The organism is Heliomicrobium undosum (assembly GCF_009877425.1).
Lineage (GTDB): Bacteria > Bacillota > Desulfitobacteriia > Heliobacteriales > Heliobacteriaceae > Heliomicrobium > Heliomicrobium undosum.
In genome coordinates this window covers 387163-401000 of record NZ_WXEY01000001.1, presented here as the reverse complement: position 1 = coordinate 401000, position 13838 = coordinate 387163, and the positions used below count along the sequence as shown (strand labels likewise).

At 61.5% G+C, this 13838-nt stretch carries 17 protein-coding genes; all 17 read left to right on the top strand.

Going from position 1 to position 13838, the window contains the following annotated elements:
• Positions 1-10 precede the first annotated feature (10 nt).
• The 17 genes from GTO91_RS01905 to GTO91_RS01825 all read left to right on the top strand — a co-directional run bounded on the left by GTO91_RS01905 (position 11) and on the right by GTO91_RS01825 (position 13743).
• Positions 11-595, top strand: coding sequence for a GspH/FimT family protein (locus GTO91_RS01905; RefSeq protein WP_161253963.1), 585 nt, complete (start codon positions 11-13; stop codon positions 593-595).
• Between the two features lie 193 nt (positions 596-788).
• Positions 789-1295 (top strand): PulJ/GspJ family protein, encoded by a 507-nt coding sequence (locus GTO91_RS01900; RefSeq protein ID WP_161253960.1) that lies wholly within the window; start codon positions 789-791, stop codon positions 1293-1295.
• 99 nt (positions 1296-1394) lie between these two features.
• Positions 1395-1712 (top strand): late competence development ComFB family protein, encoded by a 318-nt coding sequence (locus GTO91_RS01895; RefSeq protein ID WP_161253957.1) that lies wholly within the window; start codon positions 1395-1397, stop codon positions 1710-1712.
• Between the two features lie 19 nt (positions 1713-1731).
• Positions 1732-3276 (top strand): TldD/PmbA family protein, encoded by a 1545-nt coding sequence (locus GTO91_RS01890; protein WP_161253953.1) that lies wholly within the window; start codon positions 1732-1734, stop codon positions 3274-3276.
• 100 nt (positions 3277-3376) lie between these two features.
• Positions 3377-4723: a TldD/PmbA family protein gene (locus tag GTO91_RS01885; protein ID WP_328793710.1), complete on the top strand. Its 1347-nt coding sequence runs from the start codon at positions 3377-3379 to the stop codon at positions 4721-4723.
• 70 nt (positions 4724-4793) lie between these two features.
• Entirely contained in the window at positions 4794-5240 is a 447-nt protein-coding gene (gene aroQ, locus GTO91_RS01880) for a type II 3-dehydroquinate dehydratase (RefSeq protein ID WP_456318571.1), read from the top strand.
• Positions 5237-6415 (top strand): M24 family metallopeptidase, encoded by a 1179-nt coding sequence (locus GTO91_RS01875; protein WP_328793709.1) that lies wholly within the window; start codon positions 5237-5239, stop codon positions 6413-6415. The genes aroQ and GTO91_RS01875 overlap by 4 nt, the downstream gene beginning before the upstream one ends.
• A gap of 213 nt (positions 6416-6628) precedes the next feature.
• Positions 6629-7189, top strand: coding sequence for an elongation factor P (gene efp / locus GTO91_RS01870; protein WP_161253950.1), 561 nt, complete (start codon positions 6629-6631; stop codon positions 7187-7189).
• 88 nt (positions 7190-7277) lie between these two features.
• Entirely contained in the window at positions 7278-7745 is a 468-nt protein-coding gene (locus tag GTO91_RS01865; protein WP_161253946.1) for a CD1247 N-terminal domain-containing protein, read from the top strand.
• A 146-nt stretch (positions 7746-7891) separates the two neighbouring features.
• A complete protein-coding gene (gene spoIIIAA, locus GTO91_RS01860; protein WP_235918866.1) occupies positions 7892-9013 on the top strand; it encodes a stage III sporulation protein AA in 1122 nt (373 codons plus the stop codon).
• Positions 8986-9504: a stage III sporulation protein AB gene (locus tag GTO91_RS01855; RefSeq protein ID WP_161253943.1), complete on the top strand. Its 519-nt coding sequence runs from the start codon at positions 8986-8988 to the stop codon at positions 9502-9504. Before spoIIIAA ends, GTO91_RS01855 begins: the two co-directional genes overlap by 28 nt.
• 16 nt (positions 9505-9520) lie before the next feature.
• On the top strand, positions 9521-9718 hold the full coding sequence (gene spoIIIAC, locus GTO91_RS01850; RefSeq protein ID WP_012281657.1) for a stage III sporulation protein AC: 198 nt from the start codon (positions 9521-9523) through the stop codon (positions 9716-9718).
• Positions 9719-9836: 118 nt separating this feature from the next.
• Positions 9837-10238: a stage III sporulation protein AD gene (gene spoIIIAD / locus GTO91_RS01845; protein ID WP_161253938.1), complete on the top strand. Its 402-nt coding sequence runs from the start codon at positions 9837-9839 to the stop codon at positions 10236-10238.
• 143 nt (positions 10239-10381) lie between these two features.
• Complete coding sequence (gene spoIIIAE, locus GTO91_RS01840; RefSeq protein ID WP_328793708.1) at positions 10382-11629, top strand: stage III sporulation protein AE; 1248 nt, start codon at positions 10382-10384, stop codon at positions 11627-11629.
• A gap of 44 nt (positions 11630-11673) precedes the next feature.
• A complete protein-coding gene (locus tag GTO91_RS01835; RefSeq protein WP_161253935.1) occupies positions 11674-12333 on the top strand; it encodes a stage III sporulation protein AF in 660 nt (219 codons plus the stop codon).
• Between the two features lie 49 nt (positions 12334-12382).
• A complete protein-coding gene (locus GTO91_RS01830; protein WP_161253932.1) occupies positions 12383-12982 on the top strand; it encodes a hypothetical protein in 600 nt (199 codons plus the stop codon).
• Positions 12979-13743, top strand: a complete 765-nt coding sequence (locus GTO91_RS01825; protein WP_161253928.1) for a SpoIIIAH-like family protein — start codon at positions 12979-12981, stop codon at positions 13741-13743. Before GTO91_RS01830 ends, GTO91_RS01825 begins: the two co-directional genes overlap by 4 nt.
• The last annotated feature ends 95 nt before the right edge of the window (positions 13744-13838 follow it).

The window sequence follows — 13838 nt, the reverse complement described above, 5'->3', positions numbered from 1 at the left end:
AGTCATGCTTATGGTAAGTCCATTCAAGCGGTGGATGTGCGCCGGCGAAACAAAAGAGGCGCTGGGGGTGTCAAAGGGGTCGGCAACGTTGATCGCGTTGCGGGAGTCCCATGGCGGCTACACACTCGTTGAGATCAGCTTGGTCCTTGCGCTGCTCGGCTTCCTACTGCTGGCAACCGGTCCTATTTTAAGCCGCTGGCATGGGCAGTTATCGCTGGAATCGGCAGCGCGTCAGGTGCAGGTCGATCTGCTGTCCGCCAGGGACAAAGCGGTGCTGGAACAACGGACTGTCGCTGTGGCCTTCACCATGAATAGCCCACAATACCGCATCACCTACAGCGATGATGAACGGACGAACGACTGGCGGTCCTTGCCGGGCGGCGTTGTTATTCAATCGACCAGCTTCAACCTGAGCTCTCTCTATTATAGAAACACCTTTATTTTTACCACCGACGGCAAGTCCGGCATGCCAACCATGGGGGGGACGGTCATGCTGCGGGGGATGAATGGACGTTGCCGCTATGTCATCGTATCCCGGAACGGTCGGGTGCGCATCGATTCGATGCCGCCGCCGAGCAGCGAGGTTCCATCATGAACACCGGCAGGACAGCGAAGATGACAGGTAAGGGTCCTTGCCGGGAGTTATGGGAGATTATCACGTAGGTTCGGTGAAAGGTCTGCCGGCTGAAGTGTTGGCGGGAAGGGGAAGCGAAGTGCCGTCGATTAGGGATGCGAAGCGTTTGCGAATAGGAGAGACGAAGCGTTGGCTGATAGGGGGGACGAAGCATTTGCAAAAGGGGGATGCGGGGATGACGCTGGTCGAGGTGGCGCTGGCCATGACCATCGCGGGCATCCTGCTCCTGATGGGCCAGCGCTTGCTCAACACGGGTATGTCTGTCGTCAGTGTGGAGAGCCATCGCATGGAGGGGAACAGCGGTGTTCGCTGGGTCTTGTCCTGGATGGCCAGGGATTTGCGCTACGGGCGCAACATCCGCATCTACGACGGCGGCAGTAGCGTGGACTGCCAGGTCTTCGTGGAGAAAAGTTCAGGGGGCTTTTTATGGAATGATGTGCGCTACACCCTGGAGGCGGGCACGATCCAGCGACGGGAAGGAGCCGACAAGAAGCCGCTCGCTTCGGGAATCGAAAGTTTGCGCGTCACACGGCTGACGGCATCTCCCGGTTCGGTCGAAGCGCCCATTCAAATAATGGTAAAGCAGGCCGGCCACAGGAGGAACTCTCGTTCCTTCGTCGAACTTTCTACCGTAGTCGTCCCTCGCGGCGTTGTTCCATAAGTTCCATAACGATTGAGCGAGCATCCCCAAAGAGCCCATCGCGGGCCCCGTTTTTGTGATTGCCCATACGATTTCCGGTGTGACCGGGGGAGGTACACGATGATTCACAATCTCATGGAAGGCGTCGTCGAAAACTTTCTTGACGATCTGCTGGCCCAGCATCCTGAAGTCTGCCGCTGCAGCCAATGCCGGATGGATATCATGGCAGCGGCATTGAACCGCCTCCCGCCACGGTATGTCGTCACCACCAAAGGGGAAGTCTATTCCAAGATCAATATGCTGGTCAATCAGTTCCGTGTCGATGTCATCGGCGCCATTGCCCATGGAATGATGCTCGTCGCCCAGAACCCCCGTCATCCGAGACCGGAGATCACCCTGGAGGCGGAGGAACGGCCCCGTGCGGGTGGCGACGAATAGGACTGGAGGGGGAAGCCCTTTGATTCATCGACCCGCTGTCGACGATCTGCGGGATGTGCTTCAGATCGCCCTGCGCCAGGGCGCTGATTTTGCCGATGTCTTCATCGAGAAGAAGTCGGTCAATGGGATCGGCTGCGAGGACAACAAGATTGAGCGGATCAATTCGGGAACCGATATCGGCGCCGGCATCCGCGTCATCGCCGGGGAGTCGACGGCCTACGCCTACACGAACGACCTCAGCCTGGAGGGCCTCAGCCATGCGGCCAAGGTGGCAAGTCACGCCGCACGCGGCGGGGCGGCGTCCCGTTCCATCGACCTGACGCGGCGAACATCACCGGTGGACCTGGTCATCGAATCGCGTCCCGATCAGGTGGCGATCGAAGACAAGGTGGAGCAGGTGATGCGGGCCAACCGCCATGCCCGCAACATCGATGACCGGATCAAACAGGTGACCGTCGGTTACGGCGATGTGGTCCAGCAGGTGACCATCGCCAACTCGGAGGGCGACTACATCGAGGATGAGCGGATCCGCACCCGCTTTGTCGTCCACGCCGTGGCGGCAGACGGGGCCGTCATCCAGACGGGCTATGAGGCCTTGGGCGGCGCGAAGGGTTTTGAGATTTTCAAGGAGCGCGATCCGGAGGCGTTGGCCCAGGCGGCCGTAGACCGGGCGTTGTTGATGCTGACGGCCAAACCGGCCCCGTCAGGGAAGATGCCGGTCGTCATGTCCAGCGCCGCCGGGGGCACCATGGTCCATGAGGCTTGCGGCCACGGCTTGGAGGCCGACCTAGTCCAGAAGGGGCTCTCTGTTTATGCCGGCAAAGAGGGGCAGGCGGTGGCGTCGCCGCTGGTGACGGTCATCGACGACGGCACCATCGCCGGCAAGTATGGAACCCTCCGTTTTGACGACGAGGGGACGCCGGGACAGAAGAACGTGCTCATCGAAAAGGGCATTCTCAAGGGGTTCATGCACGACCGCTTTACGGCGGGGAAGGATAAGCGTCCCCCTACGGGCAACGGCCGTCGCGAGTCCTACCAGCACAAGCCCCTGCCGCGCATGACCAACACCCTGATCGCTTCCGGCGACGAAATCCCGGAAAAGATCATCAAGGATACGAAGCGGGGTCTCTTCGTCAAGAAGATGGGCGGCGGCCAGGTGAATACGACCAACGGCGATTTCGTTTTCGATGTGGCGGAAGGCTATCTGATTGAAAACGGCGAGATCGCTGCGGCTGTGCGCGGCGCCACCCTGACCGGCAACGGGCCGGAGGTGTTGCGGCGGATCGACCGGGTCGGCAACGACCTCGGCTTCGCCATCGGCACCTGCGGCAAAGACGGCCAAGGGGCGCCTGTCTCGGACGCCCAGCCGACGCTGCGCATCACCTCCCTGATCGTTGGGGGAACGGGCGCTACGGAGCGCGACGATGACGATGGGCAGGCGGACGTGCCGGTCGGCGCGGGCGGCAACAGCGCCAATGGAGGTGGTGGCGCCGGTGGCGAACTGCGTCGCCTTTCCGCCTCGGAACTGCTGAACAATCCTAACGGCCGGATCCGGCGCCTGTAACACCCATGGGGCCATGCCCGTTTTCTGCGGGTGTGGCTTTTTTGCCGGGATGGCAAGGGATTTGCCCGAGTGGGCAAACTGACAACGGGGAGGTGTGGCGGTGAGTCAAGTTGCGATGCGGGAACTGGCCCGCCAGATGGTCGAAAAGGCCCAGGCGAAGGGCGCCAACCAGTCGGAAGCCTACGGCCTTGACTCCAAAGAACTGTCCATCGATGTCTCCAAAGGCATCGTGGAAACGATGAAGCTGGCCGAGGATCGCGGCATCGGCATCCGCGTCTTCCAGGGCGGCAAGATGGGCTACTCCTTTACGTCCGACCTTTCGGATAAGGCGCTGGAGGCGACGGTCGACCGGGCGCTGGCCAATGCCCGCTGGACTGCGGAGGATCGCTTCCGGGAGCTCCCCGGCAAGGCGGGCCAATATCCGGATGTTAGAACCTACGACCCGGCCATCGCCGGGATCCCGGTGGAGCAAAAGATCGAACTGGCCAAAACGATAGAGGCGACAGCCAAGGCCGTCGACCCCCGGATCAAGATCATCGAGCGTTCCAGCTACGCCGATGCGGAGTACACGGTGACGATCATTAACTCGCAGGGCGTCGACGTGGCGTACCAGGGCGCCTACTGCGGCGGATATGCCTACCTAGTGGCAGAGGAGAACGGCGAGAGCCAGACGGGCTTTTCCCTCTCCTACGGTTTGAGCTTCGACGGCATCGATCCCCAGAAGATCGGCAAGGAGGCGGCCGAAAAGGCGCTGCGCATGCTCGGCGCCAAGCCCGTGTCGTCACGGCGCGCGCCAGTCGTCTTCGACCCTTACGTGGCCACTCAGTTTCTCGGCGTATTGGCGCCCTCGCTGACAGCCGAGGCCGTCCAGAAAGGGAAGTCGCTCTTTGCTGGGAAAAAGGGACAGCCGATCGCATCCGCCGAGGTGACCGTCATCGATGACGGCCGCATGGAAGGGCGGATCCTCTCGGCGCCTTTTGACGGCGAAGGCGTCCCCACCTCGCGAACGGTCTTGATCGACAAGGGCACCCTCCAGGGCTACCTGCACAACACCTACACGGCGGCCAAAGAGGGGGCGGCGTCGACGGGCAACGGATCGAGAGGTTCTTTCCGGGGAACGCCCGAAGTGGGGACGACCAACTTTTACCTGCAGGCCGGCGACCGCCCGCCCAGCGAACTGATCGGCGAGATCGAGTCCGGATTCTACGTCACCGAGGTGATGGGCATGCACACGGCCAACCCCATCTCGGGCGATTTTTCTGTCGGCGCCGCCGGTCTCTTGATCGAGCAGGGCCAGTTAACCCGGCCGGTCCGGGGCGTGGCCATCGCCGGCAACCTCCTCGACTGGCTGGGGGGTATCGACGGCGTGGGCAGCGATCTGACCTTCTTCATCGGCAAGGGGGCGCCGACGCTGCGCGCCAAAGAAATGGCCATCAGCGGCGCGTAACTCGTTGTTGCGGCCGGGGCTTTTGTGGTAAAATGCTGAAGGAAATGGGGGATCTCGCCTGAACGCGCGCATTTTGCTGCTCAACGGTCCGAACCTGAATCTGTTGGGTCGCCGCGAGCCGGCCCAGTATGGTACGACGACGCTGGCGGAGATCGAGGATGCCGTCAGCGCCCTCGGCCGGAGTTGGGGCTGGGAGGTTGTCTGTTTTCAGTCGAATCATGAAGGCGCATTGATTGACTGCATCCACAACGCCTTTGGGCGGGTCGATCTGATCATCATCAACCCCGGCGCCTACACCCATACCTCCATCGCGTTGCGGGACGCCCTCACCGGCGTCGCCATCCCGGTGATTGAGGTGCACCTCAGCAACATCCACGCCAGGGAAGAGTTTCGTCACCACTCCTTCATCGCCCCCATCGCCATCGGGCAGCTCGCCGGTTTCGGCGCTGACGGCTACCGGCTGGCCATGGAGGCGGCTCGCCATTACCTGACGGTCCGGAAGGGGGCCACGGCGTGACTCGCGACGAGCGGTCCCTGTGTGAGCGGCCCCTTGAAGCACAACCGTTTAAAGAGCGTTCTCTTCAACAAGACTGCCTGGAGCAACGCCAAGAATCGCAGGAGCGGGATGCCCAGTCCAGGATCACGCGACTGCGCCAGCGCTGGGATGACGGCATCGACGCCCTGCTGATCCTTTCACCAGTAAACCGCCGTTATCTCTCCGGCTTCACGGGAACGGCCGGCTTTTTGCTCGTCGACCGGGAGGGACAGTGGCTGGCCACGGATTTTCGTTACTGGGAGCAGGCGAGCAAGCAAACGCCGGATTGGACGCTCATCCGGCAAAAAGGCGCTTGGACGGAGGCGCTCCAGGAGGCTGTCGCCGACCGCGGCTGGCGAAACATCGCCGTCGAGAGCGACGTGGTCACCCTCGAACAGCAGCAGAAGCTGGAGACAGCGTTGCCTGCGATCCGCTGGGTTCCCCGTAAGGGGATGGTGGAGTCGCTCCGGGCCGTGAAAGACGAAGGGGAACAGGCGGCGATCGCCCGTGCGGCGGCGTTGGCCGACCGGGGGTTTCAACATATTCTGGGCTGCATGCGGCCGGGGATGGCCGAGCGGGATGTGGCACTGGAACTGGAGTTTTTTCTCCGTCGCGAGGGCGCCCAGGGTGTCTCCTTCGAGTTCATCGTCGCGTCGGGCGAACGGTCGGCGCTGCCCCATGGGGTCGCTTCCGACAAGACCATCGGGACGGGGGAACTGATCACCCTGGACTTCGGCTGCATCCTGGACGGCTACTGTTCCGATATGACCCGGACGGTGATCTTCGGCCAGCCGTCGGCAGAGCAGCGCAAGGTCTATGAGACGGTCCTCGAAGCCCAGGAACGGGCGCTGGCCGCCATCGCGCCGGGAAAGAGCGGGCGGGACATCGACCGGATCGCCCGCGATGTGATCGACCAGGCCGGTTACGGCGACCGCTTCGGTCACGGCCTCGGTCACGGCGTTGGGCTGGTCGTCCATGAAAACCCGCGCCTGTCCATCCTATCTGAGGATATCCTCGAACCGGGCCACGCGGTCACGGTGGAACCGGGGATTTACATTCCCGGTTGGGGCGGCGTCCGCATTGAAGACCTGGTCATCGTCACGTCCGGCGGCAACCGCAACCTGACGACGTCGCCGAAGGAACTGCTCGTCCTGTAAAGCGGTTTTTCATCTACAACGGTTTATATCTACAAAGGTTTTTTCGAAAAAAAGCTTTTTCCAATAAGAGGAGTTAAGAGGTCTTTTTCCAAAAGGAAAGTTGCCTGCAGCGGGAGCGTCTGCAAGACCGCTCCGGCGCGCAAGCTTTCATGATCATACATCATCCGACTGCCAGATTCGGCATCTAACAAGGGGAAGGAGCATTTTTCGTCCATGATCTCATCTAACGATTTCCGGACGGGTTCGACGATCGAATTGGACGGCGACGCCTTTGTCGTCATCGAATTCCAGCACGTCAAGCCTGGCAAAGGCGCCGCCTTCGTGCGGACGAAGCTGAAAAACATCAAGACCGGTTCCGTGGTGGAACGCACCTTCCGGGCCGGTGAAAAAGTGCCCAAGGCCCGCCTCGAACGCCGTCAGATGCAGTATCTCTACAGCGATGCCGACGAGTCCTACACCTTCATGGATGTAGAGAACTTCGAGCAGATCACCCTGCAGCGCAACCAGATCGAAGAGCAACTGCGCTTCCTGAAGGAAAACATGAACGTCCATGTGCTCACCTGGAACGGCAACCTGATGGGCGTCGAACTGCCCAACTCGGTCGAACTGAAAGTCGTCGCCACCGAACCGGGTATCCGCGGCGATACCGCCACCGGCGGCAGCAAGCCGGCCACTCTGGAAACGGGCGCCATCGTTCAGGTTCCTTTCTTCATCAACGAAGGGGAAATGCTGATCATCGACACCCGGACGGGGGCTTACGTTTCCCGCGCCTAAGAGAGTCAAATCGTGCCTAAGATCGATCCCTCCCGGAGATACTACGGATAGCCGATGGCAATCCGAAGGATCCGGGAGGGATTTTGTTTTGCAAAAGTTACGCCAGCGCATCTCCTACCTGCAAGGTTTGGCAGAGGGCATGAACGTGGGGGCCAGTTCCCGGGAAGGGCGCTTGCTCACCGAAATGTTGCAGGTGCTCGGCGACATGGCCGACACCATCGACACGCTGAAAGCCGAACAAGAACGCCTCGACGAGATTGTGGAGAGCATGGACGACGACCTCTTCCAACTGGAGCAGGACATTTACGAAGATGACGACGATGAGGATGATGAGGACATCGTCGAGATCGCCTGCCCGTCCTGCCAGGAAAACGTCTGTTTCGACGCCGAACTGCTCGATGACGACGACTACCTGGAGGTGACCTGCCCCTCCTGCCGTCAGGTGATCTTCGTCCAGGAAGGCGACGAGGATATGGAAGAACGGATTTTGACGGGCGGGGAAGAGGAATGCGGCTGCGACTGTGATGATGCGGCCCACCACCCGCACACCCATTAATCGCCACCCATTAATCGCACAACCATTAATCGCGCAGTATCCTGATATGAAAAGAGAAGGCCTCGCCGGATAAGGGCAGAGGCCTTCTCTTTTTGCATAATCCTGGCAGGAGGGCATATGTTTTTGTAGGGAAAGGGGGGACAAGAATGCGTTGGCGCCTTACGAGCGGTTCCGATGGTGTGGCTGTCCTTGATGAAAGGGGCTCCCGCAGGACGCTGCCGGATATGGTCGTTCCAGACAAGGCGGAAACGATGACGCTCGGGCCAAGCACGCCGAGTTTGCCGAATGCCCCGGGGGTTGATGCAAACTGGACGACCCGGCTGCTGCCCTACTTGGCGCCATCGCTCCGTTCCCTCCTGACTGAGTTATTGGTCGCCCAACCCAGGCTGATCGATGAGATAACGGAAATCCGGCTTCGCGCCGGGCGACCGCTGGCCCTCTGCGGCAGGACAGGCGATCAACTGTTGCGATCCGTCACCGAGGAAGAATTGATTCAGACGATTCATCTCATCGCCCATTGTTCCGTCTATGCGCTGGAACAGGAGTTCCGGCAGGGATTTTTAACGCTGCCAGGCGGACACCGGGTGGGACTGGCCGGCCGGGTGATCCTCGATGGGGGACGGGTGAAAACGATCCACCCTGTTTCCTCCTTAAATATCCGCATCGCCCGCCAGTTTCCCGGTGTGGCCGATCCCCTGTTGCCCCAACTGCTTGCCGCCGGCGAGGGGGTCTTTTATTCCACGTTGATCATCTCGCCGCCCAGCGGGGGGAAAACGACACTGCTGCGGGACATTATCCGGCAGATCAGCGCGGGACGACCGGAAATCGGTCTACCGGGCATGACCGTCGGATTGGTGGACGAGCGTTCCGAGGTGGCCGCCTGTTATCGCGGCTGTCCCCAAAATGACGTGGGTCCCCGGACCGATGTGCTGGACGGCTGCCCGAAGGCGGAAGGGCTATTGCGGCTGCTTCGTTCGATGGGACCGCAGGTGCTGGCCACAGACGAGATCGGCCGTGAAGAGGATGTGCTGGCTGTCGAAGAAGCGGTGCACAGCGGCGTCACCCTGCTGGCCACCGCCCATGGGCGGAACCGGGAAGAGTTGCTCACCCGGCCGGGGCTGTCGCGGATGCTGAAGTGGAATGTCTTTCAACGCCTGGTCGTCCTCAGCCGCCGGGAGGGACCCGGCACGTTGGAGGGCCTGTACGATGCCGACGGTAACCGTCTGGAGGAGGGAAGTGCATGGGGAAACTGGTCGGCGCGGCGCTGATCCTCGGCGCCTTCTCCGCCGGAGGGCTGATGACGTCAAGGGATCTTTCCCGCCGGAAGCAGATCCTGGCGTCGCTGCAATCGGCCTTGGGGATGCTGGCGACGGAGATCGCCTACAGGGCGACCCACCTGCCCGACGCGCTGGAGCAGGTAAGCCGGACCGCCAGCGCGCCTGTCAAATCGCTCTTTGCCGAAGCGGGCCGCCGTTTGCGCGAGGCGGAAGGACAGGCCGCGTCGGAGATCTGGCTGCAGTCGCTGGAGCTATGGCTGCCCGCCACGCCCTTGCAGCGGTCTGACGCGGAAGAACTGGCGCGGCTGGCCCTCGGCCTGGGCGCTGGGCCGCGAGAGGATCAACTGCACCGCATCGAAGAGGTGAAAAACCGCCTGGCCTGTTTAGAGAGTGAGGCGCGGGAGACGGAAACCCGGATGGCAAAAGTCTGGTCTTACGGGGGCGTTTTGTTCGGGGCTGCTGTTGTCCTGGCCATTTGGTGAGGGGGAGGACAAGAGAATGAACATGCTGCAGATCTTTCAGATTGCCGGCATCGGCATCGTCGTCGCCATTTTTTATTCCATACTGAAAGAAGCGAAACGGGAAGAATTGGCGCAACTGTTGGCCATCAGCGGTGTGGCGCTGGTGACGCTCATGGTCCTTCGCCTGATCAGCGATCTCTTTGACCAGGTCCGGTCGGTCTTCTCCCTCTATTAACCGCTATGTCATGAATCCAATACCTACTTGTCAGGGATCTGATCTCGATGAACGCAGCAGCCTAGCGCAAATTTTGCAGCATCTTGGGCGGAGCGAAGGTGGAGAGAGGAGGTGGGCCGTGGAGATTCTTCAGGTTGTCGGGGTGGGCATCATCGCGACCATCTTTCTGGTCATCGTGCGCAAGCAGCGCCCCGAACTGGCTGTCCAACTGAGCATCGCCGCCGGGGTGATCCTGTTCCTGTTCGTGCTGACCAAGATCTCCGCCGTCATTCAGGTCTTGGAGGACTTGGCCAACAAGGCGCAGATCAACCGCTACTACCTGACGACGCTGTTGAAGATTGTCGGCATCGCCTATATCGCGGAGTTCGGGGCACAGATCTGCCGGGACGCCGGCGAGTCGACGATCGCCTCCAAAGTGGAGATGGCGGCCAAAATTCTGGTGATGGTGCTGGCGCTTCCGATCCTGCTGGCCTTGATGGATTCGCTGATGGGCCTCTTGCCGCGAGGTGGCCCCTCATGAGGCCGGGTAGCTTTTTGCGACGATGGCTTGAATGGAAAGGCGCCAGGCGGGTATCCCGATGGGGCCTTGGATCCTTGATGGCGCTGTCGATGTCTGTCCTTTTGTTGTCTGGAACGCAGCCATCACAGGCGGCTGCCGAACCGGTGGCACCGATTTCCGTTGCGCCAGTTCAGACGGGAGCGCCACCGCTTGGGGTGGATGGCGTTTTCGGCGCCATAGCCAATACCGGCGCCAACGCTGCATCGAGCCCATCCGGTGCATCCACTGCTGTATCCATTAATGGAACTGCCGGCGACCCCTCCGGCAACGGCGACGGCGGTCAAGGCCCTGCCGTCGACCTCTCCGAATTCCAACGGGTCCTCGATGAACTGGAGCGGGACAAGGGGAAGTACCTGCCCTCCCTGAATCCCCGCACGATCATGGAGGACATCCGCAACGGCAATGTGAGCCTGTCCGTCGGCGAGGTCTTCCGGGGCGTCATGGGCTATCTCTTTCAGGAGGTGCTGTCCAACACGGCGCTGCTGGGGGAACTGATCATCCTGGCCGTCGTTGTCGCCGTCCTCAACCACTTCCAGTCATCCTTCGAATCGGGGGCGGTATCTAAGGTGGCCTTTGCCGTCGGCTACATGGTGTTGATCACCATCGCCATCCACAGCTTCCATACCGCCATCCAGACGGGCCGGGGCGCCATCGAAGACATGGTTCGCTTCATGCAGGCCATCCTGCCGGTCCTGCTCACCCTGCTGACAGCCATGGGCGGATTTGCCTCGGGGGCGCTCTTTCATCCTGTCATCTTCGGCACCATCACCCTGATCAGCACCCTGATCAAGGACTGGATTTTTCCGCTCATCCTCTTTTCCGCCGCACTGGGGATTCTCAACCACGTGTCTCCCCAGTTCAAGGTGAAAAATCTGCAGAACCTGATCAAGGACGGCTACAAGCTGGCCATGGGCCTCTTCATCACCGTCTTTCTCGGTGTCATCAGCATCTACGGCGCTGTTGGGGCCGTTGCCGACGGCGTGACCCTGCGGACGGCCAAATACGCCACCGACGCCTTGCTACCGGTGGTGGGCGGCCTCGTCGCCGACAGCTTCGAGGTCATCGTCAACTCGTCGCTGCTGCTCAAAAACGGCATCGGCCTCATCGGCCTCGTCATTATCGCCATCCTCTGCATCCTGCCGTCGCTGAAGATTCTGGCACTCGTCCTGATCTACCGGCTGGCCGGGGCGCTGCTCCAGCCCATCGGCGACAGCCCCGTGGCCGACAGCTTGGAGACGATCGGCGGCAGCCTCACCCTGATCTTCGGCGCCGTCGCCTCTGTCGGGCTCATGTTTTTCCTGGCGCTCACCATCGTCGTCGGAGCCGGCAACCTGACGGTCATGCTGCGGTAAAGGGGGGAAGCGGCCTGGACATCCTACGCCAGATCATCGAACAGGTGCTGTTGATCATCCTGGTGGGCACCCTGCTGGACATGCTCCTGCCCAACGGCCGTTTGCAGTCCCTCGTCCGGCTGGTGGCGGGATTGTTCATCATGGTCGCCGTGCTCAACCCGATCATGAGTTGGGTGAACAAAAACAACTGGGCCGCTACGCTGGGCGGGGACATGCCTGCCCAAGCGGTGTCCGGCTACGACGAGATCCGCCGCCGGGGAGAGGCCTTGCGGGAAGAGGGACTCCACCAGGCCCGGGAAGAGGCGAAGAGCCGCCTGCAACGCCAGGTGGAGGCGCTGGTCGGGCTCAAGCCGGGCGTGCAAGCGGCTTCGGCCCAGGTGGACCTGGGCGGCCAGGGGGAAGACAAGACGGCCATCGGGCAAATCACCGTCACCCTGCGGCCCGATGGGGCGGGAAAAGCAGGGAATGGAAGGAAAGAGGCGGTGGCGCCGGTGATGGTCGATGATGTCCACGTCCGGGAGCCTGCGAGTGCGCCGGGCGCTGCCCCTTCTAGCGCGCAAGGAACCGTTCCTTCTAACGCTCCAGGGGTAGTTCCTTCGCAAAATGAAGGGACGGACAGGGAGGCCACGGCCCAGGAGATCATCCGGACACTTTCCGGTTTCTACGGCGTCCCGCCGGAGCGAATCCGGGTGTTGTGGGAATAAGCAGACCGGTTTTTCAACAAAACCGGCGGAAACGGGGGGAGGATAACCGATGAACTGGCTCAAACAGCCGAAAGACAAGCTGTTGGCTGTAATCGCCGTCGTTGTTTTCCTGGGCGTCGCCCTGATGATGAATGAAGAACGTCCACAGGGTACGGGCATCTGGCCAGGTCAAGAGACGGCGCCGACGACAGCGACGCCGGCGGGAGAGGCGGCGAGGACAGGCCGGGGATCCGAACTGGCGGCCCAGGAGCGGCTGCTGAGTGAGCGTGTGTCCGGCGCCGTCTCCAAGATTGAAGGCGTCGGCGCGACCGAAGTGGTCGTCAGCCTCGCTCAGGGCACCCAGTCCGAATACGCCACCAACAGCAACGCCAACAACAAGAAGATCGAAGAAAAGGACAAATCCGGCGGTACCCGGGTGACCTCGGACAACACGGACAGCCGTACCGTCGTGGTGGTCAAAGAAAGCAGCGCCACCAAAGAGCAGCCGGTGGTCGTGCGGGAACTGCGCTACCAGGTGGCCGGCGTCCTCGTTGTCGCCGACGGGGCGAGAGACGCCAATGTGCGCCAGAACATCAGCCGGGCCGTCTGCACCCTCCTCGACATCCCAGCCCATAAGGTCAGCGTCTTTCCACGGGAGGAAAAGCGATGAAAATCCGGATCATCCGAAAACCGTCCTGGCTGCCTAGCCCGCCCCAGTGGCCGGTCCGCAAGGTCCTCGCCCTGCTGGCGGGCGTCCTTGTCACGGCTGTCGGATTCTTCGGCGTCTATTCCATGAGCGATCTCGTCTTTACGGTGGCTTTACGAGAGAGCGACCGGATCTTCGGGGACCCGGCGCCTTCCGGTCCGACGTCCTCCGGCCCGGCGTCCTCTGCTGCGCCGGCGGCCCCTTCCGCTCCGGCGTCTCCTTCCGCCTCAAAGACACCTCCCGTTGCGGCGGTTCCCTTCGGAAAATCGACTGGCGCGAATCCGTCTGCAACCGCTGCCTCTGACGCAACCTCCACCTCTGACTCCACCCCGACAGCCGGCCCGGCGCTGCCCAACCCCGGCCAGTTCCAGAACAAAGGGCAGGACTTTTTTTCCGAATACCGCATGGAGCGGGAACGCGTCCGCAGCCAGCAGATCGAAATCCTCCAGGAGATCGTCCGCAATGACCAGTCCTCCGGCGAGACGCGCAAGGAGGCCCAGAAAAAACTGCTCCAGATCAGCGAGCAGATTAAAAAGGAGATGGAGACGGAACGGCTGCTCATCGCCAACAGCTACCGCGACGCCGTCGTCCTGATCCAGCCCAACACCGTATCGGTGATCGTCGCCGCCAGGGAGTTGTCACCAGCCGAAAAGGGCAAGATCGCCGAACTGGTGGCTCGATCGACAGGCGTCAAGACAAATGAGGTATCGGTGATGAACCGGTAAGGTTACCGTCCGGAAGCGGCGAGCCCCCTGCCTACAGCCGGTTTTCGACAGAAGTCGTTTATTTGATGGGGAAAATCGGTTATTCTGTATACATG